This is a genomic window from Sphingobacterium sp. UBA3519, assembly GCF_002377215.1.
GTDB lineage: Bacteria > Bacteroidota > Bacteroidia > Sphingobacteriales > Sphingobacteriaceae > Sphingobacterium > Sphingobacterium multivorum.
In genome coordinates this window covers 74,978-96,527 of sequence record NZ_DFPI01000026.1, presented here as the reverse complement: position 1 = coordinate 96,527, position 21,550 = coordinate 74,978, and the positions used below count along the sequence as shown (strand labels likewise).

The following is a 21,550-nucleotide window of genomic DNA, read 5'->3' as shown; positions in this document are numbered from 1 at the left end:
CCTATTGCTTGATCTTGTGCAGGGACACAACCATAAACCGCTAGATAACATAGTGGCGGCGAAGTTGGGGGTGGAGCTTACTGCGCAGGAAGCCGCACCCTAAATGTGGTTCCGCCCGCGGAGTTGCTCTCCACAGCGATATGTCCGTTATGCAGTTCTACAATTTCACGGCAGAGGTAGAGACCTATGCCAAATCCCGAGATTGTTCCGACCCGATCTTTTCCTGCCCTGTAAAATCGCTCGAATATCTGATCGCGGTCTTCCTCGGCAATTCCCATACCCTCGTCACTGACAAAAATTTCGATATCCTTGTTGTCTGTGGGCGAATAGCCAAATGTAATCTGGGTTCCTATCGGCGAATATTTGGCCGCATTTTCCACAAGGTTTTGGACTACCTGCGAAATCTTGTTGGGGTCAGCAGCAATGGATAGACTTTGCGTCAGGTCAGCGACAATCTGATGGGTGTTGATCCTCAATTTAAATTCATCTTCAAGTTCAGCAAATAATTCCTTCAGATCAAACACTTCTCTTTCGATCATCATTCTGCCGGAGTCGAATCGCGAGATGTTCAAGAATCCATTGATTAAGTTCTTCATATTGCGAACTTGTCGAAGGGATTTCATTGTAATGTTTTGGTAATTCGTGTTTGCTGTAAGGATTGCCTGACGCTGCATTAATTGAAGATAGGCGTTTATGGAGGTCAGCGGTGTCTTCAATTCATGGCTAACGATGCTTATAAAATCATTTTTCCGCTGTTCCTCAGCTTTCTGTTCGGTAATATCCCGTAAAGTACCATTGAGGCTGGCAGCGTTTCCCTTGGCATCATAAAACACTTTACCACGTGCCTGCACGAGCCTACCGTTCGGGGACTGTGGATGGACGATACGGTATTCAATAAAGTAATTGCCATCCGACTCTTCGCTCAGTGCATCAGTGATGGCAGCCATGACGCGTTCCTGATCCTCTTTTACAATGGAATTAATAGCGGCAGATAGATCCAATTGATCTTCATCGGCCAAACCGAACCATAACTTTAATAGCGCATTTCCGGAGAAAAGGTTCAGCTCAGGCTCATAATAGAACGTCGCAAGCTCTCCGGCATCAATAGCCATGGATAACATTTGTTGGTCCTTTTCGCTTTTCCGGCGTTCAAGGACTTGGTCCGTAATTTCTTCGAGGATAATCAGAATTCCCGTGACTTTGTTGTCAGCTGAAAAAATAGGTTGATAGATCGAATTTACGATAGCCTCCCGCAAACCGTCCTTGTGGCGCAGCATGATGGAAAGTTCATTATTTGTTTTCCGTTCGCCTTTTTCAAACGCTTCCCGGAGCCATTGGATCATGGGCTGGCCCTGTAGTTCGGGCCTTGCAATATCGTGCGGCAGGCCCTGCACTTCCGCCAAATGACGGTCCCAGATCTTTAATATGGTCGGATTGGCGATGTCAATAATCAGTTCCGGCCCCTTCAGCATCGCTATGCCAACAGGTGCCTGCTCAATAATTGTCCGCATTTGTTCACGGCTTTCTGCTAGAAGTTGTAAGGAACTGTTGAGCTCATCATTTGTAGCGGTCAATTCTTCGAGCGTTGCCGCCATTTCCTCCATAAGCCCTTGTTCCTTTTTTTCTTTTTCCTGTATTTGTTGCTGATGCTGCCTCCTTAAAGTAACATTGTGGGCCGTGTTCAAAATACACCAGGTTTGATTGTTTTGGTCTAATAGGGCTCTATATTCATAATCGAAATAGTCAGTCACCGGAACACCGTTTTTAATGAGTCTGGCCGGCGCTTCCTTAACGGAATAGGATTTGCCCGTACGCCAAACCTCTTGCAGAATAGATAAGAACGGCTGGTCTTCCAGTTCGGGAATAGCACTGATCAGCGCCTTTCCAATAACGGATGCATCTTTGCCCCATAGGGAAAGCATGCCCGCATTAGCAAACTGAATGGTCATCTCTGTCCCAGTATATATTGACGTCGGCTCGGGAGAACTGCTCAGCGCCTGTAAGATGTGGTCCTCGCCAAAAGTGGCACTGCCAAATTTATTATTGATGTCCATTAGTCCAAAGATAAAGAATACATTTTTATAAATGGACATCTATCTTTTGGCACGATTATTTGTTGATATTCGTTATAAAAAAGTATGAAATAGGAAGCTGATTTGTGTTCGATTCACATACTTTTTAGCATATTCGTATTGGCGTAATTGCTGTATTTTAAAAATTTTAGAGGATCTATATTTATGCAAGGCACAATTGATGGGATAAGCGGGGAACCACATCGTTCACAGGTGTTCCGTTTAACGTATAAAGGACAGGATTATCAGCTGGTGTTGTTGAAAAAGTCTTTATCAAAGCTCGATACGGAATTGCCCATTTTGCTCGATGGAATTGAGCAGAATCTGGTAAAAAGAGGTGACCATTGGTTTTTTGAAAACAGGCATTCAGATCAGCATTTTGCGACTGAGATTTGGCGCAATTTATCCCTTCGATATCGGCTTTAGTACAAATTGTCATCCTTTTAGGGGAGTCCCTGCTTACCTAACTTCGTGTTGTCATCTGCTTCTGATTTGTGTCGCTCAAAATACGGATCACAAAAAATATTTTTTCAATATTTGTACATGGCTTTATTTATAACACTCGATAACGTTTATCAATTATATCCTATTGATCCTTCAAAAAAGACAGACGGTATCGTTGTATTCCATCAACTGGCCGGATCAAGTGCGGGGTATACCGAGCATAGCCGGTTATTTGACGGATTGTTACTTGGTTTTATGCTAAAAGGAGCTATGAAAATGCAGATCCATTTCCTGGATTACGAAATAAAGGCCGGTGATATAGCTGTTTTACCACCGCAGTTATTAATGGATACAAAATACCTGAGTGACGACGCAGAGATCGTCACAATTGGGATCTCACTAGATTTTATGTCCGCATTTCCAATGTTGCGTGAATTTGTAATGAATGATCAGCTACGCTGGCAACCTGTAGTTAGGCTTCAAGAGGACGAAGGTAGATTGCAAAATGAACTGATAACTTTGATAAAAGGATTTTACAATAAAAAGCCAAGCCCGAATAAAGCCGAAATGCTTAGACATCTGGTCATGGTAATGATCAATATGATCTCCGAATTGTATTCAGAACTGCCCAATTCCAAGAGTTTACCAAAAAGCCGCACACACGAGAATATCGATGATTTCTATCAATTAATTTTAAAACACACCAAAGAACACAGAAACGTTAATTTTTACGCGGAGAAATTGCATTTAACACCACAGTATCTTTCCACTTTCCTGAAGGAAAAAACGGGTAGATCGGTAGCGCAATGGGTTGACCATATATTGATCTTGGAAGCTAAGACGCTCCTTAAATCGACCAACCTATCGATCAAGGAAATCACCAATGCGTTAAACTTTGGCGAGACCAGCATCTTTTGTCGGTATTTTAAAAGAATCAGTGGGGTGTCTCCAACATCCTATCGGAATCAAAGGAACGTAGCCAAACTTCCATAGATAATCGACAAATCACCTTAAAAATTGCACGTAAATCCCATTAAGGTGTCAATGCCTTCTTTTTTGACGCTCTCTATTTTTATGCCATGAAAAAAACAGCGAAAAAAGCAGCCGTTGGTTTTATATTTATCACGCTGCTAATTGATATTACAGGTTGGGGAATTATACTTCCCGTTGTACCTAAACTTGTCGGCGAACTTATCCATGGTGACATCACTGAAGCGGCGACATATGGTGGTTGGTTGGGTTTTGCCTATGCTTTCACCCAGTTCATATGTGCACCGATGATCGGCAATCTCAGTGACAGGTACGGAAGACGTCCGATCCTGTTAATTTCGCTCCTGGGATTTTGGATTGGACTACCTCTTCCTTGCATTGGCCCCTTCTATTGGTTGGCTATTTGTCGGACGCATCCTAGCGGGCATCACTGGAGCCAGCATATCCACAGCAAGTTCGTATATTGCCGACGTGTCTACGGATGAAACCAGAACGAAGAATTTTGGTTTAATAGGTGCCGCATTTGGTCTGGGATTTATTATAGGGCCGGTACTGGGAGGCTTGCTCGGGCACTATGGTGCGCGAATTCCTTTTTATGTTGCATCGGTTCTCTGTTTATTGAACTTCATCTATGGTTATTTCATTCTTCCCGAAAGTTTGGACGAAAACAAAAGACGACCCTTTGAGTGGCGACGCGCAAATCCGATCGGATCGCTAAAATTGCTGGCAAAACATCCAAAAATTTCATGTTTAGTAATTGCATTAATTTTGGTCTATATCGGACTCCATGCCGTACAAAGTAATTGGCATTTCTTTACCATGTATAAATTTGATTGGTCGGAAAGAATCGTAGGTATGTCATTAGGTGTACTGGGGCTTTTACTTGGATTAGTCCAGGGTGTTTTGATCAGATGGACCACGCCAAAATTAGGGGAGCAAAAAAGTATCTATTATGGCTTGATTTTTTATGCACTGGGTTTATTCCTGTTTTCTTTTGCAGCGGAAGGCTGGATGATGATGCTGTTTCTTATTCCTTATTCATTGGGTGGCATCTGTGGGCCTTCACTTCAGTCGATGATCAGCAAAAGTATCCCCTCAAATCAACAGGGAGAGCTTCAGGGTGCATTAACAAGTCTGGTAAGTGCAACTTCAGTCATTGGGCCGCCTATGATGACTAATCTTTTTTACTACTTTACACATGATAAAGCACCGTTTAAGTTTTCAGGTGCTCCGTTCTTGTTGGCCTCTATGTTGATGATGCTAAGTGCTATGATCATCTATTATACGTCAAAAAAAAGCAAACCATCACCTGCGTCATAGCTGAATTTGCATCTACCCTTAATTTGGTTAGAAATTTCCTCAATTCGACTACAATTGACCATCTGTAGATGGTGAACTTTGTCCTATTAAATTTAAAATAATGAGATATGCAGACAAATGAAATAAAAGTAGCCCTTGTTACGGGCGCCAATACAGGTGTTGGTTTTCAGATAGCCAAAGCTCTTGCTGAAAATGGATATGATGTGTTTGTTGGATCGCGAAATTTACAAAAAGGGGAAGATGCCGCCAACCGGATAGGATTTAAAACACAGGCTATTCAGCTGGATATCACCGACACCAACTCAATCAAGAATGCAGTAAGCAGAATAGAAAATGATTTTGGGTATCTTACTTTGCTGGTCAATAATGCCGCGATTTCAAACGCTGGAACTCCCGGTCGCACCATGTGGGAAATTCTTAGTGCCCAGAAAGCAAGCGTTGCATCAATAGATGAAATGCGTCAGGTCTGGGAAACCAATGTCTTTGGCACCCTTGCCATAACACAGGCATTGTTACCCTTACTGCGGAATGCGAAACAATCAAGAATCGTAACGGTTTCAAGTTCCCTAGGTTCACTAACGCTGAATGCCGATCGGGACAATACCTTTCGTAGTGGATTTGATGCGGTATATGGGGCTTCCAAAACAGCGTTGAATGGAGTTTTCCTTTCTCTTGCAAATGAGTTGGAAAATACAAATGTTAAGGTAAATCTGGTAAGTCCGGGCTTTACATCTACAGCCCTGAATAACTTTGAAGGGACGGATACGGTAGAAGAAGGGGCACTTGAGCCAATACGCGTTGCGCTCGCAGAAGATATTCCCAATGGGAGCTTTACGGGACCGGCTACTTACCGAACAGAACAAGGCGGTCAAGTTCCCTGGTAGAATCACCGATTCAAAGACCTGTAATCATGCGTTACAGGTTTTTTATAAATTTATACTATGAAAAAGAAAGACGGTAAGTTAAGGCGCTTTATATCAATATCAGAGAGTCATGAAGCTTTTGGCCTGCCAAAACCACAGCATCCCTTGATTAGTCTGGTTCATTTTAATCAGGACAACCCATTCAATACCGATATGGCTCCAATCTATGATGTCCTCAGTTTCTACAAAATAACGTTTATAACAAAAAATAGCGGAAAACTCAAGTACGGTAGGGGTTATTATGATTTTAATGAAGGAAGTATGCTTTTCTTTGCACCCAATCAATTGGTGGGTAGCACAGAATATAATAAGGATACCTATGCCTATCTGCTGCTGATTCATCCTGACTTTTTCCTGGGTTCTCCCTTAGCACATAAAATTAGAAAGTACGGCTATTTTACCTATTCTGTGAATGAAGCGTTACATTTATCTGATCAGGAAAGAGAAACGATGATAGCTATCTTGAACATCATGAAAAATGAACTGGACAATCGGATAGACGAATTTAGCCAAGAAGTCATTATTTCCCAGATTGAGTTAATGCTGAGTTATGTCAACCGATTTTACAAGCGACAGTTCATTACTCGGAAAAATGTAAACAATGATATTTTACAGAAGGCAGAGGCGCTGTTAGATGATTATCTTAACAATGATAATTCGGTTGTTCGAGGTGTTCCAACTGTACATTTTCTTTCGGAACAGTTGAATCTCTCTGCAGGTTATTTAAGCGACATGCTACGTGCGCTCATTGGTCAGAATACCCAGCAGTTTATCCACAATAAACTTATTGAAAAAGCCAAAGAGAAATTATCAACAACACAACTTACGGTAAACGAAATCGCTTATGAACTGGGGTTTGAGCATGCCCAAAGTTTCAGCAAACTTTTCAAGAAGAAAACTGCTCAAACGCCACTGGAATTTAGGGGCATGTTTAATTGAATGAATTTGACGGGACATTTGTATGCACATTAATCCACGTTGGATCGCATTATCTTCCGTTCGGCGGAGTAAAGTCTTCATAAAAGTCGGATAATCTGTTTCGCTCTAATGGAAATTCTAGCCCAAGGTTACCTAAGGCTTTGCATAAGGTAACCTTTCGATGCGGCTTGTGGTATGATAACTATCTAGACCGCTGGTGGTAACGGTCCCGGCTTCTTCGATATCGATATAGCCATCCTCTTTTAAATAGTTGTCCGGTACCAAAACAGCCTTGATCTGACCAATGACCAATGTCGTGCCATTCAGCTCAATGGCTGTTTTCTGAACAAAATTGCAGGCGAATTTTATTTTACTTTCTTGGACAAAAGGCGCCGGAATATTTTCCAGATATTCAGGGGTAAGTCCAACCTGTTCAAATTCGCTAACACCTTTTGGGTATTTGGCACTGCATTGATGCGCCTGATGTACAAATGCAGGGGAGACATGATTGACCGTATAACACCCCTGATCCAATATATTCTCCAGTGTGCTGCTAAAATCTGTTGCCGGCCGGAGTATGATACCGCAGAGTGCCGGATCTGCGCCCAGGTGGAACAAACTGCTGAAAGTGGCCAGATTTTCACTGCCGTCCCTGTTTTTTGTACCGATCAATACCAGGCTTTTAAAGCCGCCCAGCGAGTTGATAAAATTAGCTCTGTATCTTCTTTCAAATGCCGCAATGGCCTGTTCATTATAAATCATAGTGTATGAATACTTTTTTAAGTGTTAGCGATCCTGTTGATCATGCCCTTAAATATGAAGCCGTGAAAAGGCCATACGGCATACCAATAGAGCCTTCCGGCAATACCTAACGGTCTGAAGGTGGCGGTCTGGACCAGGATATTATCTTCGATTTTAAATTCTAGCCATGCTTCTCCGGGGAGTTTCATCTCCGCATAGAGCAGCAGTCTTTTCGTTTTTCGATCTGCGATCAGCACGCGCCAAAAATCAAGTGCATCGCCGGCTGCAAGGTCACTTTTATTTTTGCGTCCCCGACGCATGCCTACGCCGCCGACCAGTTGATCCATGAAGCCGCGGATTTTCCAGAGCCAGTTGCCATAATACCAGCCCGCATTGCCGCCAATGGACCAGATTTTGGTCAATGACGCCTCACTGTCAGGAAGCGGGGCTGTACGGACATCTTTAAAGCAGCCATAGCTGGGCACTTCCAGCAGCCGGGTAAGCCCGCCCGATAGAATTTTACTGGTCTGTGCGTCTTTCCAGCTGGACACTACGTTGTCGCTTTCAATTTTTTGAAAAGCTAAGCGGATGGATGCACGGTAGCTGATCAGCTGGATGCCGAGTTCTTCGGCCAGATGATTTGGTTGACAGACCACTTCCACTTTCATGCTGTCGACCAAGTTTTTGGCCAGGTTATAGGATGTTGAAGTCACAAAATAGAGCCAGTAGGAGGAGAGCCGCGGCGTCATGAGCGGGATCACAATGATATGCCGGCTGAGTTTTCGCTCGGCAGCATATTGCAGCAGCATCTCTTTATAGCTGAGGATGTCGGGACCGCCGATGTCATAGCTTTTGTTAAAAGTCTGCGGTCTGGCGATGACCCCGATCATAAATTCGATCACATTGCGTATGGCGATGGGCTGACATTTTGTTTTCAGCCATCTGGGGGTAATCATTAGGGGAAGTTTTTCCACTAGGTCGCGGATGATCTCGAAAGATGCGCTCCCCGAGCCAACGATGATACCGGCGCGCAGCGTGGTGATCGGAATGCGGCCGCTTGCTAGGATGTTTTCAACGTTCCTTCTTGAGTCGAGATGCTTCGATAAGTGATCCGAATTAACTATTCCGCTCAGATAAATGATCTGCTGCGCGTTGGTTTTTTCAATAAAGTTCCGGAAGTTGGTCGCACATTGGGCTTCCATCTGCTGGAAATCACCGGATTGCGTAGCCATTGAATGGATCAGGAAATAAGCGATATCAATTTCAGCCGGAATATTTTTCAGGGTCTCCTGATCAAGAAAGTCAACTTCGACAACTTCAACAGCTGCCGGGATGGCCGAGGTGTCAAAACGATTCTTATCTCGTACACAGCAGATCACTTCATGTCCCTGCTCCAGCAGCACTGGCAGAAGACGTTTTCCGATATACCCGGTAACACCGGTCAAGAGAATTTTCATAGCCTGATTTCTTAAGTGCAGCTGTTTATTTTATTATATACAAATATACCAAAACTGGAGCTAATTTGTTTTTATATGGTATATTTTTATTCTATTATCTTCGTCTTATCTTGTCTATTATCGTGTAGGCGGCCCTGTTGCTCTTTGACTTGATGTCGCCTTTCTATTATCGTGTGAACGCCCCTGTTGCTCTTTGACTTCTTCAGAGAGAACAAATTAATGACCGAACGGAAGGGCTGAAAGGAAATAAAGAAAGGCGCACGGGAGGGTGCGCCTTACAGTTTATGAATACAGTTTTGATAAGCTGCTTTGGTTGAGGTTCTTAACTTCTGATTTCCCGCCGCATAAAAATGTAATAAGACCAGGCAAAACAGATCATCATGGCTGCGCTGAGTCCACTGATCTGGGGCCATACCATGAGAAAACTTTCCCGAAAGGAGAGTGGCGAAGGGATGGCACCCACCATCTGTTCCATCGAAATGGGACCCAGGCTGCGTACCGAAGGCATCAATAGGGTGGTGGTTGCATCGGTGTAGAGCTGGCTCGGTGATAAGCGAAGTAAATTTAAGATGAGTTCGTTATAGCCAATATATTCCTGCTCAGAAATATAATTGGGATTGGGCAAAAAGGGACGTATTGCCAGGTTGACCAGGATAGGGAAAAATACCGTAAAAAACAACCAGATGCCGATTGCGGTAAGTGCTGAGGTGGCCGGCTGGCGAAAGCGGATCGACAACAGGATGGAAAGGCTCAGCCAGAAGGCAACATACAGCACACTGATCAGGGTGAAACCCAAAATACGTACCAATTCCTGCGGTTCTATCCGTACACCAGTGCCCAGGAGACCGCCACCGATCATCAGCATGACCAGCGCAACAAATAATGTACCCACCACGGCCAGCGGCGCCAGAAATTTGGCGAATAGGAGATTGTCACGGTAAATTGGCTGCGCCAGCAAACGGGTGAGTGTCCCTTGATTATATTCCGCATTGACGGCATCAAAACCCAAGGCTATGCCCAACAAGGGTGCTAAAAAGTTTAAAAAAACATGAAACGGCGGAATAGAATTATCCGTTATGGTCAGTAGCTTTAAATATAAAAATGACTGATCGGGATCGCGCACATTGCTGACAGCATCTTTGAGCCCCATGGATGATACGTAGAGGGAGGCGCCGAAGGTCAGCACGATGAGCAGGATCAGGATAATAAAGCGCCAGCTCCGGATATGTGACGCAATTTCTTTGCGGACCAGCACCTGCATCGGTATGGCTGGCCGCTTATTGATATCTTTTGAAGAAACCGTTGGATTTTTCATAGACAGTATCTGTTGTTATGCTATTCTCAAAATAGGTGTTATAAATATCATCGAGCTGATAGTCATTGCGGTTCACCGATACAATATCGGCGCCATTGTTTACCAGCAGGCGCACGGCCATTGCTGTTGTATCGCTGTCGGTCATTAGCTCGATCGTAGATCCGTTGATCGTAAGATCACGGAGTCCGGGTAGATCCTTTAATACTTCTTCAAAGCGTTTTTGATTGCCCTGGGCATGCCCAAGGGTAATGACTGTGCTGATGCCTTTCTGTTGCTGTAAATTTTGGGATAGGCTTTCGATAGATCCCTCGACCAGCAGCTTTCCGCCAACAAAAATACCCACCCGATCGCATACGCGCTGCACCTGGTGAAGGTGATGTGAAGAAAGCAGTACAGTTAGGTTGTGTTCTCTGCTGAGCTGTTTGATGAGTTCGAGGAATTCGTCAACACCTTTGGGATCAATACCCAGTGTTGGCTCATCGAGGATGGCAACCTCGGGAGCCTTGATCAGCACTTCAGCCAAACCTAGCCGTTGTTTCATCCCACGGGAAAACGCAGCGGTTTTTTTATGCATTTCCCGTTCGAGTCCAACGACATGTAACATGTCTTTTGCAGCCGCTTGGGCATGGGATTCTGTTAGTCCATTTAACCGGGCAATGAAGCTTAGGTTTTCCAGCGCGGTCATATCCGGGTAGAAGCCCACATTGTCAGGCAGGTAGCCGACTTTGCGTTTCACCGCGATCGGATTGCGCGTGGCATTATGTCCGCAGACATAGGCGGTGCCGGCTGTGGGTTCGGTCAGGCCCAGCATCATGAGAATGCTGGTGGTTTTTCCGGCGCCATTGGGGCCGAGCAGACCAAAGATCTCTCCGGGATAAATGTGCAGGTCCAACTGGTCTACGGCGGTTACTTTGCCATAGCGTTTTGTTAGTCCTGTCAATTGAATGATAGGATCCTTCATCATGATAATCTTTTTGTTGCGCCTTTATCTGCGGCCGTATTTGCGGATGAGAAAATACACCAAACCAATGGCCAAAACGATGACCAGCATACCGATCCAGCCAGAAAGCAAAGAAGTCTTCACAATCATACGGAATGAAATGTCGGCGTTGCTATTGGATGACTTGATCTCAAATTTTGCCGCATAGTCACCGGCGATGGTCTTGTCGGGAACTTTGAGGTTGACTTTGACGTCGATAGATTTACCTGCTTCGAGCTGTTTGATGTTCGAGGGTTCGAAGCTTGCTTCCCATCTGCTGGGTAATTGGGACGTCAGTTCCAACGCATTGAGTGGCAGGGTGCCCGTGTTTTTGACTTTAAGTAGAATTTCCTTGCTGCCGCCGGATACGACTTCGTCGCTCAGCCGCCCGCTGGGGGTGGCCAACTCGAGGGCATAGGAGCCTTTAACAACTGCTTCGAGATCAAGCTTTAAGGTGTCGGTCGGGGAGATCGCCCGGACCGGAATTTTATATTTATCGGGCTTGGCCGTGATCGGACAGCTGATTTCAATGCTGATTTCCTGGGCTTTATTGGGTTGCATCTGCAGGGAAGTCACCTGCGACCCATCTACGCGGTAGCTGATCTGCCATCCATCAGGCAGCTGGGCATTCAGGTTGTAATTAACCAATTGGGCGGATCCATTGGTCAGGGTCGTTGTATAACGAAAGGGTTCATTGCTGGGGGCTTCAATATTGATGAGCCTCGCTTCGAAACCGGATTTGAGGGGTTTTGCGGTTTGCCCCGATAGATTGAAACTGTTGGCCAGCACAACAATTGCGATAAAAAATGGCCTGAAAGAAAAACGTCGGTCTGTGTTTGTAATTAGTAATTCTGTTAACATGATCCAATAACTAAAATTTATATTTAAATAGAATATTAGCTTTTAAAAAATGTTGGTTTGGGCAGCAGGTGCCTTTTTGAAAACCGTGCCCAAATTAAAAATCAATTTGATAAAAATCAAGATTGAAATAAAAAAAATAATGTAAAAAAAATGTGTTTAAACGGTCTAAAAGCTGGTAGTTGACGGTAAATGTCGTTGCAGGCTGACATCAGTCAAAGTTGATTGAGCGGAAGGTCTTCTTGATGATCATCTTGGTATTCTCGGCCAATTCATCCAGTGTACAGTGTATGGACCGCAACTGCGTCTTCGAAATTGCGGTGTCGTTCAGCAGAAGATTGATGCGCAGCCGTCTGCTATCGGAGGCTTCGTGCTCACCGAGCAGTTCATCAAATAGTTCATGAATAATCTTTTCACAGCTGTTTTTGTCAAAACTGGCGATCGTGATGTAACGTCCGTGGCAGTACATCTGTATTTCAATATAGTAATTCGACGTTTTCATAATCCGGGGATTAAAGACTGAAAAATAGGTTAGCCTCCCACGGAGGCTAACCAGGTTATTGCTGCTAGCTGGATTTTTAGGATATTTCGATCATCCGCGGTTCCTTCTGTTTGGCTTCTTCTTTTTTGGGTATTGTCAACCGGAGCATGCCATTTTCATAGCGTGCCTGGATATTGTCCTGATCGACAACCTCCTTTTGAAGTTCGAAGCTGCGCTGAAAAGATTGGTAGCTAAACTCCCGGCGTGTATAGTTGTCTTTATGTTCCTCGTTTTCTTCCTGCTTAGCCGAAGATATGGTCAGGAGATTGCCGTCGAGTGTGACCTTGAAATCGTCTTTGGCCATACCGGGGGCAGCGACCTCCACTTCGAAAGTGTCTCCGTTTTCCTTAATGTTGACTGCAGGAACAGTGGTACTTGTTGATGAATAGTTTTTGTTGTCCCAGTTTAAAAGCTCCCGGTTAAAATTATCAAACATGGGCGAAAAAAGTGAAAAATTGTTCCAGTTTCTTTTTGCAAGTTTCATAGTAACCTCCTTTTAATGAAGTATAACAATAATCTATAATTGCCAGCCGGCCGACTGTATTAAAAATTGCACAAAAAAGATACCGAGTTCAAAAAACTGATTTTTTTTCACGAAAACTGTCAGATTTTACATGAAAAATTGACAGCAATAGTAGAATCTTCGACAGCATAGTGCTAACTTTAATTTTTTTCAAATGATATCCAACTCAACCTTGTCTTTCTCAATCTTGACTTTTAAACTGGATGTGCTGTCGTGTATTTTGCCGGTAAAGGGGCTGATCAATTGACGTAGCGGCAACAAGCCGAGGTGCCTAGCGTTTGATGGAGGCGACATTGACCATTCCTGAACAAGCCAGTCTGGACGCTAAAGCGATTGAAAGACCAACCGGACCAAGTTAATGACCGTGGCCTGGTATGTGAGGGGGTATGGCTGCCGTTAAGACATTTTTAGGCCAATTGCTGTCGGAAATGCTTGAAAATACAACGAATTGTAAATGAATGCTGTCGGATATTAGATGGAAGAATATAGCCGCTATAAAATCAGTAAATTCGAGGAAAATTGAACGATCGTTATCGCTCAATGACATCTTAAAAACAATCATAATGAGAAAATATTTGTGTATAATACTTCTTTTTATAGCCGCAGCAGGTAGTCTGCGTGCCCAGACGGTGACAACTAAATTGGTTCCGCTCCGTTTAGCGGCAAGCTTCGAACGTGTAAAAGAATCCCTTCCAAATATGGCCGGCCAGTTTGTGGACAGCAAAATGAAAATCACAGCCCTGGAAAGTACAGATTCCACGGCCAGCTTTGAAATTGAGGAGCAGGGAATAAGTATTGAGACGGTTGTGGATAACGAAAAAGACTATAATAAACTGGTCGCGGCAGCAGCGAAAGATGTTTCCAAACCAAGTATTCATCTGCTGTATACGTATACCCTAAAGAATAAAAAATTGAAAGTGCCGCCGCCGAGAAAAATCTTTTTCGCTCCGGAGTACGGGGTACTCTGGACCTTGATCGTAAAAAAAGTGGCCGAAAAGGAAACCGAAATTGCCCTGCACTACAAATCGCTATCGCCTGCATTCGCCGAGAAAATCGAAAGCGAATTTGAAACCGATTCCTATTACAACCACAAAATTGTAAAAATAGCCGTCAATGATAAGCGCATGCGTCACCTGATCAACGAAGTTTTGATCAATCAGATGCATGTCGACAGGGACTATCCCGCGCCAACGTATCCCGCGCGCAATTAATGATCGCTGGGCCGCTTATCGTTCATGTCGGTTTATTGCTCTTTATTGTGCCAAGCTTGCTGTAATTTTTGGCTTTCGCCAGCAAGGAATACCGGGCATAAAAGTCCTGATGCAGAATTTATTTACTAATTTTATTAGTATATTAATCGTTTTTAGTATATTTGTTTGGTTAATGGGCGATACCCAGCGATGCGACACTCAAGCACAGGAAATGGCAGGTGTACGTATGAAAGGATTGGGAGACGATTAAAACAGATAAAATGCACGTAAAGTTTATTCAGCTGATCAAACAACACAGCCAGCTATCGGAATCCGAGATTGAGCTGCTCAAAACGTATATGGAGCCTGTGCGCTATGCTAAGCATCAGCTCATTGAAGAGGAGGGAAAGGTACCGGCTTACCTCTATTTTGTGGTGTCGGGCTTTGTTCGTCTGTTCCATTACAATGATAAAGGCGATGAACTGACGACACATATCAACTGCCCGCCGGGATTTATCTGCTCTTACCAAAATTTCAGCAACCAGACCTGCACCGAAGAAAATCTGGAAAGTATCACCGACTGCGAACTGCTACGCATCAGTAAGGCAAACCTCGATCTGCTTATGGTGCAATCGCCTGATTTTAAAGATTTTAGCATGTATGTGTTTCAGCAAGCTTTGAGTTACAATGAGAAGAGATCGAAAGAGCTAGCCACGCTTACGGCTGAAAAACGTTATCTCAAACTCATGGCCGAGCAGCCGGAGTTGCTGCACAATGTACCCATGCAATATATCGCATCTTTCCTCGGTATGAACCCCAAAAGTTTGAGCCGAATCCGCAAACAGATCATTAGGTAACATTTGTGAACTGGTTTTGAATGGCCAAAGCAGAACTTTGTGCTATCATTTAAAATCAAACACATGACAACAAAAACACTGGTATTGGTGTCGGGTGCAAATGGGCACCTGGGAAATAACCTGGTCAGACTGCTGCTCACAAAGGGTTTTCAGGTACGCGCTTCTGTGCGAAATCTCGATAACAACGCTGCATTGAAAAACTTGCCTTGCGAACTCGTATCGGCAGATATCACCGATAAGGCCTCTTTTGTCAGGGCGCTCCAGGGCGTGGATACGTTCTATGCCGTGGGGGCGGCTTTTAAGCTATGGGCCCGCGATCCGCAAAAGGAAATCTACGACGTGAATATGCAGGGTACCCGCAATACCATCGAAGCCGCCGCAGAGGCAGGCGTCAAAAAAATCATCTATGTAAGCTCTATTGCTGCACTGGATTACACGCATACGCCCACAAAGGAGAGCAACGGTTACAACCCCGACCGGCGGGATGCCTACTACAATTCCAAAAACGATGGGGAAAAGCTGGCCTTTAAACTGGCGGTCGAACTGGGCATCGAGCTGGTGTCGGTTATGCCCGGTGCCATGATCGGCAACGAAGCCGCTCTGCCCCTCAATGTATCATACGATGTGCTCCGCCTTATACTGACCAAGCAGATTCCTGTCGATACCGGCATCGCCCTCAACTAGGTGGACGTCAAGGATGTCGCCGAGGGCTGCTACCTCGCGGCCCTCCACGGAAGAGCAGGCGAACGTTATATTTTGGCCAATGAAAAGTGTATGACGATAACTGATACGACCAAATTGGCACAGAAACTATATCCCGAATTAGGGCTCAAGATTCCCGCAGCCGTTCCCAAAATGTTGCTTTACGGAGTCGCAGGACTTATGGAGCTCGCAGGACGGTTGAAAGGTGCGGCGCCAACGATTACCCGCAAAGATATTGCGATGTTTTCGGGGCTGCAGCAGGATTTTGATATCAGCAAAGCACGCACCGAACTTGGTTTTAATCCCAAAAGCAGCGAACAGGCCGTACGTGAGGCATTGGCCTACCTGATGGAACATCGAATGGTTTAAAGCGACTTAGACTTTGTTTTAAGCCGAAGCAAACGCATATCCGATGTGATATCGAATTGCTTAAATTTGGATAAAACCTTGACTCGTACCTTTATTTAAAGGCTTTCATCAGGATGCGGTTCGGCATGCGGTATGGTAAACCAGAAATTGCTGCCTTGGCCGGGACTGCTGTCTACACCGATCTCACCACCATGGCGCTTGACAATTTCTGCCGAGATATACAGCCCCAGTCCGAGGCCGGAATATTTCTTGCCATCGGGATAGACCCTATAATAACGCTCGAAGATCTGCTGCTGTAGCTCGGCTGGAATGCCTTCGCCATAATCCCTTACATTGATCTTAACAGATCGGGGAAGCTGCTCGATGCGCACGTCAATGGTATGCGAAGCCGGTGCATATTTGATGGCATTGTTGATCAGGTTGGAGACCACCTGTTCGATGCGCTGTTCGTCTGCATGGAGCCTGGCCTCGATGTCGCCCTCCAGGTTGAGCTGGTGCTTGCCAATCATATTGATGTCGCGAAAGCAGGAGCGGATCATTTGGGCTGCTGCAAAAGTTGTGGTATTCAGCTCGAGCTGCCCTAGGCTGATGCGGTGCATATTCAACAGGTCATCTACCAGTGCCGTTATTTTTTTGATACTTGCACCCGACATGTCAATAAGTTTGCCGATGGTGGCATCTGCCGATTTGTCTTTCAGCATCTCCAGCATCTGTATTGTCCCCCGAAGGCTGGTAATGGGGGTTTTGAGCTCGTGGCTGGCGATACTCAGAAAATCTTCTTTTTGCGCCTCGTAATTTTTGCGGGTGGTTACATCAACCGTTACCCCTATCAGATCGATTGGGGTGCCTTCGGCATCATAGTGGGTCAGTCCCGAGGAATTGATCCAATGGAGCGAACCATCTGGCCAGCGGGTCATATATTCAGCCTGATAGGTAATCTTTTTAGCAATGGCTTCCTCCACTTTTTGCTGCACCATATCGCGGTGCTCGGGGATAATCGCCTGAATGAAGTCGTCAAATTCAAAGGTCTCATTTGGCGGTAGGCCAAAATGGCCTTTACAGGTAGCTGAAGCCTGGTTTTTCCAGTTTTGAATATCCAGGTGATAGGTGCCCAGTTCGCCGGCTTTGAGGGCCATTTCCAGCTCCTGGTTGAGCCCTTTCAGATGGTTGTTTTGCCGGATACGCTCGGTCACCTCGTTGGCGATCACAATAATGGATTCTGTTTTTCCGTCTTCGCCTTTGACCGGTTCGTAAATAAAATCAAAATAATGGGTGCTTACTATTCCATCCTCTTCTAATTCCACTGGAGCCGTATCACCGATATAGGCTTGTCCACTTGTGAACACGTTGTCGAGCAGATCAAAATAAGGCTGGCCTTCGAGCTCGGGCAAGGCCTTTGCCAGCGGCGAGCCTACCACGGCATCGGTTTTACCCCATATATGGAGTATCTTATCGTTGGCGACCTCGATCTTCATTTCGCGGCCCGTTAGAATGGCAAAGGCAATAGGGGCTTTGGTGATAAAGGATTTCAAGCGCTGCTCGTTCTTCTTGAGGTTTTTGTTGAGCAGCAGGGTCACATCGTACGATTTGAAAAGCATGCTATTGGTCTGGGTAAGCTGCGCATTGGCAGCTTCAAGCTCGCTGTTGAGATCGAGCAGCCGCTGCTGCATATGGGCCAGATGGGTATTGACGGCGGCAACCTCTTCGATCTTCGCTAGTGCTGATTGGCGCAAAGCGACCTGATCCATAGCTGTTTGGGCAAAGGAGGCAAGCTTGTCCCGTTCGGCTTCGCTAAACTCGCGCGGCTGATGGTCGGCAATGCTGAATGTGCCGATCAGAAATCCATCGGCTGTCACTAGCGGAGCACCGGCATAGAAGCGAAGAGCATGGCTGTCGATCCAAGTGCGATCGCCTGTCCAGGCTTTTTCGTGTAGCAGATCTTCAATCACCATCACCTGCTGATGTTCAATGGTACTGGAAAAAAGGCTATTCGCACGGTTGATAGGCTCAGCCTGGTCGATGCCCAGGCTGGATTTAATAAAGATATGATCTGCACCGACAAAGGTGAGCAACAGCGCTGGCACCTGAAAAACCTGTGCAGCTAGTTGCAGTAGACCATCAAAAATGCGTTCGGAAGGACTATCAATAATATCGTAGCGCTGTAATGCCGCTAGTCGATCCATTTCCCTACGGTTTACAGCAGCTTCGTTGAATGCATTTTCTATCATATGGCCCGATCAATCTTTGAAGTAAAGATAACCCAATCTCGGCGAAATTGCTATTGCAATGCAATAATTTTTCCTTATAAAATAAAAAAAAGCTACCGTTTACTTTTCGGTAATCGAACCTGTCCGAAATGATCGTTGCTGTTTTCCTATTGTTCCTGAAAGTGAAAGCCTACACGGATCGCTTTCAGGCCAACGAGGCCCTGGAGATCTTCCACCTCAAACTGTTCTATTTCATTCGTCAATAAGCCCTTGTGTTGAAGTAGGTTGATGTAGCCTAGGTACTCTGTCTCTTCATGTACATTGGAGTAAACAATGATCAGTTTACCTTTTTGGGTAATGCGTTCTGTAGAGCCTTTGATCTTGGCTTTGTCGATCCGTTTCTTGGCAATTTCATAGCGCACATTGTAGGAGCCATCGATATCGAACTGCTTCTCGTCCATGCGAAAGCGGATGGAAATGGGCGTGGCGAACACCAATATCAGGGATGTTACCTCGAGCAGGTGGGGCAGTGAGGGTTGCAGCTGCCTAAATTCCTGTTCCATGGCACACATCACCTGCAGTTGCCACAGGCGTAAATTGCGCAGATAATACAGCTCAAAATTCCGGTCCGGAGCAATGGATGCCCCGATATACATATTGTGCTCGATACCATCTGTCTTGTAGCGCTCGTAGTAATGTGGAAAGTACTGTTGGGCTTCCACCTGCTTCTCGTCGAGGACGGCCACCAGCTTTTTGTTGATCAGCGTGATGGAGTTGTCATAATCCTGGCGGGCCTCATAAAAACCGCCGATGGACAGGTTGATTCGCTCAAAATAACGGTCTATGGACTCTGTGGCGAGGCTATTTGTGTTATTCTTTCTGAAATTCTCCAGAATAGGATGGATATCCTGGTTAAAATAATCGAGCATAAGCTGTTCCGTATCCGTCAGCAGCCCATGTTGCAGCGTCGTCAGATTTCGTTCCAAATCGAATATTTTCTGCTCAAATAGGGGTAATGGCTGCGTCTGGTTGACCGCCGTAAACAGCGCGATAAGCTCCTCGCTCTGATTGATCAGATCTTGCCGGATGGCCTGATTGCGGGACTCGGAGGAGCCCTGTACGTCGATTTGTCCATAGAGCGGATAAACATGGTCAAAGACGATTTCCTGCAGGGCATAGTCTTTGCCGAAGGCGCGGTCGTTGAGGAAATGGATGGCTTCTTCCTGAAACCGCCATTTGACACTCGGGTGGATCGATGTATATTCTTTTTGGATCACCGCTTCAATCTGGTTTTCAGTTTCGGAAAATGCCTTCGAGACTTTATCCTTTATAAAGGGCAAGATGAAGTTGAGCTTGTTGGCATTGACCGAATTGAGTTCGCGTACCCTGGAGGAAGACATTTCCAGTAAACCCAGCACTTTGTCGCCTTCGATCAGGGGAACAAAAATAAAGCTCTTTACATTTTGCTGCTTCAGCTTATTGATAAAAAAGGCCTGTTTTGGATCAGCAATCGGCAGTTTGTCAATATCCGGTACAACAAGGTATTCGTCCTTGCTGAGCATGCGCTCCAGGGTCTCGCTGCAGAGCATGCTTTCACACTCCTCGATGGTCGAATCATAAAGTAGGTGACTGTACAGCTGCTTTTCGACAAGCCGTAAGTTGTACTCGTCCCTGACTTTTTCAAAGGAGGTGAGTCCGATCCGCAGATCATTTATTTTATAAATCGACCTGAAGATGCTTTCTATTTCCGCCATTTGGATCGCACTTTTTTCGCGCAGCAGATTGCTCTTAAAGCTCGATACCGCATTTTCAATGGTGGCATCGAAGAGCGTCATAATGGAAAAGCCCTTCAGGATCCAGCTCTGCTCGGGGAATTTGGACTTCCATAAGGCAATATCTGAAAAGTTGTCGACCAGTTCGGTAATATCTTCTGCCGAAAGGTCGATAGCCTGTTCTGTCGGAAGGACATCGATAAAATCGGCATTGAAGAGGACGCGGTAATGATGAATGATATTATTCTTGTCTGGAATATCCAAAAAGAGCGGGGCATCCATAGCATCCACCTTAAAGCCATAATATTGACTGATGATGACGCAGCAATTGAGGATATAATAGGTGTCGGGCGAGATGTCGCGCAGACTAAATTCATAGTGATCGCCGGCGTCCTGTAATATTTTTTCCAGTCTTGCGGTATGGTTGAACGTATAGAGATGGAAGGGAATGGTAATGGCCTTGATCTCATTATGCGTCAGTGAGCTTGGAAACAGATCTGCCAGCAGCACCTTGATGATAGGCTCGTATCGCAGCAGGTCTTCGGCTTTTTCTACGCCCTCGATAAGTTCGGGGTATTTGCTGATTTCTTCCAGCAGCGATCGGGCGTAATTAGCCTGAAAGCCAACCGGCGATAGGGCCGCTGCTTCAAAAGAGGGTATAATCTTATGAAAAGCGATCAGGGTTTTAAACGGACTGGAATCAAAGGCGAAATTAAACTGCATAATGGTTGTTCCCGACTAAATTAGATTATTGCTGGAAGATGTACAAAAATATAAAATAATCAGCGAAAAGAAAATCCAAAGCGCAAGGCTAAAAACGTTGTACTTTGGATTTTTCGGATGGGTCCGTCATCGGATGCGATGTAAAGCAAGATAGATGGTAGTTGCCGTTTTCATTATTGCCATACCTAGAATGGTGGCGGATTGCTGATAGGTGGAGTCGGATAAATATGTTGCTTGCATTTGGATTCGTTAAATTAATATCGTAATATTGCGATGTATTAATTGGCAATATGGGAATTACGAAAACAGAAATTTACACCGACGAGCAGAATAAACTGGCTTCATTCCTAAAGGTCTTAGCACATCCGGCACGGATAGCAATTCTTCAGTACATCATAAACCAAAAGGCATGTATCTGTAACGATTTGGTTGAGGAATTGGGATTGGCACAGGCGACGATATCGCAGCACCTGAAAGAGCTTAAAAATATAGGCCTCATTCAGGGTACCATAGCGGGAAAATCAGTCTGTTATTGCATTGACGAAAATGTGTGGAAGCAAACCCAAGGTGTACTGAATACATTCTTTATCCAGGATGTAAAAATAAAAGGATGCTGTTAGTGCATTTTTTTTGGCAATACGTATCGTAA

20 protein-coding genes and 1 pseudogene are annotated in these 21,550 nt (G+C 45.1%); 11 read left to right on the top strand and 10 right to left on the bottom strand.

Annotated elements, in window-relative coordinates:
• Positions 1-77 precede the first annotated feature (77 nt).
• The gene (locus B3297_RS17480; RefSeq protein WP_286779186.1) at positions 78-2,093 is read right to left on the bottom strand and encodes an ATP-binding protein; all 2,016 of its coding nucleotides are present in this window, start codon (positions 2,091-2,093) and stop codon (positions 78-80) included.
• Positions 2,094-2,237: 144 nt separating this feature from the next.
• Here B3297_RS17480 and B3297_RS17475 point away from each other — a divergent pair, with 144 nt between their 5' ends.
• The 6 genes and pseudogenes from B3297_RS17475 to B3297_RS17455 all read left to right on the top strand — a co-directional run bounded on the left by B3297_RS17475 (position 2,238) and on the right by B3297_RS17455 (position 6,688).
• Complete coding sequence (locus tag B3297_RS17475; RefSeq protein ID WP_115049072.1) at positions 2,238-2,498, top strand: hypothetical protein; 261 nt, start codon at positions 2,238-2,240, stop codon at positions 2,496-2,498.
• 117 nt (positions 2,499-2,615) lie between these two features.
• Positions 2,616-3,509 (top strand): helix-turn-helix domain-containing protein, encoded by an 894-nt coding sequence (locus tag B3297_RS17470; RefSeq protein WP_115049070.1) that lies wholly within the window; start codon positions 2,616-2,618, stop codon positions 3,507-3,509.
• 86 nt (positions 3,510-3,595) lie between these two features.
• Positions 3,596-3,856 (top strand): annotated as a pseudogene (locus B3297_RS24730) (MFS transporter); the annotation flags it as partial.
• A gap of 7 nt (positions 3,857-3,863) precedes the next feature.
• The gene (locus B3297_RS17465; RefSeq protein ID WP_313158539.1) at positions 3,864-4,826 is read left to right on the top strand and encodes a TCR/Tet family MFS transporter; all 963 of its coding nucleotides are present in this window, start codon (positions 3,864-3,866) and stop codon (positions 4,824-4,826) included.
• A 107-nt stretch (positions 4,827-4,933) separates the two neighbouring features.
• Positions 4,934-5,710, top strand: a complete 777-nt coding sequence (locus tag B3297_RS17460) for an SDR family NAD(P)-dependent oxidoreductase (protein WP_115049068.1) — start codon at positions 4,934-4,936, stop codon at positions 5,708-5,710.
• A 57-nt stretch (positions 5,711-5,767) separates the two neighbouring features.
• Positions 5,768-6,688 (top strand): helix-turn-helix domain-containing protein, encoded by a 921-nt coding sequence (locus tag B3297_RS17455; protein WP_070561169.1) that lies wholly within the window; start codon positions 5,768-5,770, stop codon positions 6,686-6,688.
• 132 nt (positions 6,689-6,820) lie between these two features.
• Here the strand turns inward: B3297_RS17455 and B3297_RS17450 are convergent, their stop codons facing one another.
• From B3297_RS17450 to B3297_RS17420, 7 genes are all read right to left on the bottom strand, one after another.
• The gene (locus tag B3297_RS17450; RefSeq protein ID WP_115049066.1) at positions 6,821-7,429 is read right to left on the bottom strand and encodes a flavin reductase family protein; all 609 of its coding nucleotides are present in this window, start codon (positions 7,427-7,429) and stop codon (positions 6,821-6,823) included.
• 17 nt (positions 7,430-7,446) lie between these two features.
• Entirely contained in the window at positions 7,447-8,865 is a 1,419-nt protein-coding gene (locus B3297_RS17445; RefSeq protein ID WP_115049064.1) for an SDR family oxidoreductase, read from the bottom strand.
• 322 nt (positions 8,866-9,187) lie between these two features.
• The gene (locus tag B3297_RS17440; RefSeq protein WP_286779185.1) at positions 9,188-10,180 is read right to left on the bottom strand and encodes an ABC transporter permease; all 993 of its coding nucleotides are present in this window, start codon (positions 10,178-10,180) and stop codon (positions 9,188-9,190) included.
• Complete coding sequence (locus B3297_RS17435) at positions 10,143-11,144, bottom strand: ABC transporter ATP-binding protein (protein ID WP_286779184.1); 1,002 nt, start codon at positions 11,142-11,144, stop codon at positions 10,143-10,145. Before B3297_RS17435 ends, B3297_RS17440 begins: the two co-directional genes overlap by 38 nt.
• Positions 11,145-11,165: 21 nt before the next feature.
• Positions 11,166-12,020, bottom strand: coding sequence for an NEW3 domain-containing protein (locus B3297_RS17430; RefSeq protein WP_286779183.1), 855 nt, complete (start codon positions 12,018-12,020; stop codon positions 11,166-11,168).
• Between the two features lie 208 nt (positions 12,021-12,228).
• Positions 12,229-12,519 carry a hypothetical protein gene (locus B3297_RS17425; protein ID WP_286779182.1) on the bottom strand — a complete coding sequence of 97 codons (291 nt, stop codon included), beginning with the start codon at positions 12,517-12,519 and terminating at the stop codon, positions 12,229-12,231.
• Between the two features lie 76 nt (positions 12,520-12,595).
• Positions 12,596-13,042 carry an Hsp20/alpha crystallin family protein gene (locus tag B3297_RS17420; protein ID WP_115049056.1) on the bottom strand — a complete coding sequence of 149 codons (447 nt, stop codon included), beginning with the start codon at positions 13,040-13,042 and terminating at the stop codon, positions 12,596-12,598.
• Between the two features lie 602 nt (positions 13,043-13,644).
• Here B3297_RS17420 and B3297_RS17415 point away from each other — a divergent pair.
• The 4 genes from B3297_RS17415 to B3297_RS17400 all read left to right on the top strand — a co-directional run bounded on the left by B3297_RS17415 (position 13,645) and on the right by B3297_RS17400 (position 16,199).
• A complete protein-coding gene (locus B3297_RS17415; RefSeq protein ID WP_070561216.1) occupies positions 13,645-14,292 on the top strand; it encodes a hypothetical protein in 648 nt (215 codons plus the stop codon).
• A 260-nt stretch (positions 14,293-14,552) separates the two neighbouring features.
• The gene (locus B3297_RS17410) at positions 14,553-15,128 is read left to right on the top strand and encodes a Crp/Fnr family transcriptional regulator (RefSeq protein WP_070561161.1); all 576 of its coding nucleotides are present in this window, start codon (positions 14,553-14,555) and stop codon (positions 15,126-15,128) included.
• A 63-nt stretch (positions 15,129-15,191) separates the two neighbouring features.
• A complete protein-coding gene (locus B3297_RS17405; RefSeq protein WP_286779181.1) occupies positions 15,192-15,812 on the top strand; it encodes an NAD-dependent epimerase/dehydratase family protein in 621 nt (206 codons plus the stop codon).
• Positions 15,813-16,199, top strand: coding sequence for a hypothetical protein (locus B3297_RS17400; protein ID WP_254667632.1), 387 nt, complete (start codon positions 15,813-15,815; stop codon positions 16,197-16,199). It abuts the gene before it with no gap.
• Positions 16,200-16,294: 95 nt separating this feature from the next.
• Here the strand turns inward: B3297_RS17400 and B3297_RS17395 are convergent, their stop codons facing one another.
• Both B3297_RS17395 and B3297_RS17390 read right to left on the bottom strand, forming a co-directional pair.
• Positions 16,295-18,427 (bottom strand): ATP-binding protein, encoded by a 2,133-nt coding sequence (locus B3297_RS17395; RefSeq protein ID WP_286779180.1) that lies wholly within the window; start codon positions 18,425-18,427, stop codon positions 16,295-16,297.
• Positions 18,428-18,573: 146 nt separating this feature from the next.
• Complete coding sequence (locus B3297_RS17390; protein WP_115049050.1) at positions 18,574-20,901, bottom strand: GAF domain-containing protein; 2,328 nt, start codon at positions 20,899-20,901, stop codon at positions 18,574-18,576.
• 290 nt (positions 20,902-21,191) lie between these two features.
• On the opposite strand from B3297_RS17390, the gene B3297_RS17385 reads away from it, so the two are divergent.
• Positions 21,192-21,521, top strand: a complete 330-nt coding sequence (locus tag B3297_RS17385; RefSeq protein WP_286779179.1) for an ArsR/SmtB family transcription factor — start codon at positions 21,192-21,194, stop codon at positions 21,519-21,521.
• Positions 21,522-21,550: the final 29 nt, after the last annotated feature.

Excerpts from the sequence above, each read along its gene's own strand:
- B3297_RS17405 (WP_286779181.1), top strand. The coding sequence starts at position 15,192 with ATGACAACAAAAACACTGGTATTGGTGTCGGGTGCAAATGGGCACCTG.
- B3297_RS17420 (WP_115049056.1), bottom strand. The coding sequence starts at position 13,042 with ATGAAACTTGCAAAAAGAAACTGGAACAATTTTTCACTTTTTTCGCCC.
- B3297_RS17455 (WP_070561169.1), top strand. The coding sequence starts at position 5,768 with ATGAAAAAGAAAGACGGTAAGTTAAGGCGCTTTATATCAATATCAGAG.
- B3297_RS17480 (WP_286779186.1), bottom strand. The coding sequence starts at position 2,093 with ATGTCCATTTATAAAAATGTATTCTTTATCTTTGGACTAATGGACATC.
- B3297_RS17385 (WP_286779179.1), top strand. The coding sequence starts at position 21,192 with ATGGGAATTACGAAAACAGAAATTTACACCGACGAGCAGAATAAACTG.
- B3297_RS17435 (WP_286779184.1), bottom strand. The coding sequence starts at position 11,144 with ATGATGAAGGATCCTATCATTCAATTGACAGGACTAACAAAACGCTAT.
- B3297_RS17390 (WP_115049050.1), bottom strand. The coding sequence starts at position 20,901 with ATGCAGTTTAATTTCGCCTTTGATTCCAGTCCGTTTAAAACCCTGATC.
- B3297_RS17410 (WP_070561161.1), top strand. The coding sequence starts at position 14,553 with ATGCACGTAAAGTTTATTCAGCTGATCAAACAACACAGCCAGCTATCG.
- B3297_RS17415 (WP_070561216.1), top strand. The coding sequence starts at position 13,645 with ATGAGAAAATATTTGTGTATAATACTTCTTTTTATAGCCGCAGCAGGT.
- B3297_RS17460 (WP_115049068.1), top strand. The coding sequence starts at position 4,934 with ATGCAGACAAATGAAATAAAAGTAGCCCTTGTTACGGGCGCCAATACA.
- B3297_RS17425 (WP_286779182.1), bottom strand. The coding sequence starts at position 12,519 with ATGAAAACGTCGAATTACTATATTGAAATACAGATGTACTGCCACGGA.
- B3297_RS17450 (WP_115049066.1), bottom strand. The coding sequence starts at position 7,429 with ATGATTTATAATGAACAGGCCATTGCGGCATTTGAAAGAAGATACAGA.
- B3297_RS17440 (WP_286779185.1), bottom strand. The coding sequence starts at position 10,180 with ATGAAAAATCCAACGGTTTCTTCAAAAGATATCAATAAGCGGCCAGCC.
- B3297_RS17475 (WP_115049072.1), top strand. The coding sequence starts at position 2,238 with ATGCAAGGCACAATTGATGGGATAAGCGGGGAACCACATCGTTCACAG.
- B3297_RS17445 (WP_115049064.1), bottom strand. The coding sequence starts at position 8,865 with ATGAAAATTCTCTTGACCGGTGTTACCGGGTATATCGGAAAACGTCTT.
- B3297_RS17395 (WP_286779180.1), bottom strand. The coding sequence starts at position 18,427 with ATGATAGAAAATGCATTCAACGAAGCTGCTGTAAACCGTAGGGAAATG.
- B3297_RS17470 (WP_115049070.1), top strand. The coding sequence starts at position 2,616 with ATGGCTTTATTTATAACACTCGATAACGTTTATCAATTATATCCTATT.
- B3297_RS17430 (WP_286779183.1), bottom strand. The coding sequence starts at position 12,020 with ATGTTAACAGAATTACTAATTACAAACACAGACCGACGTTTTTCTTTC.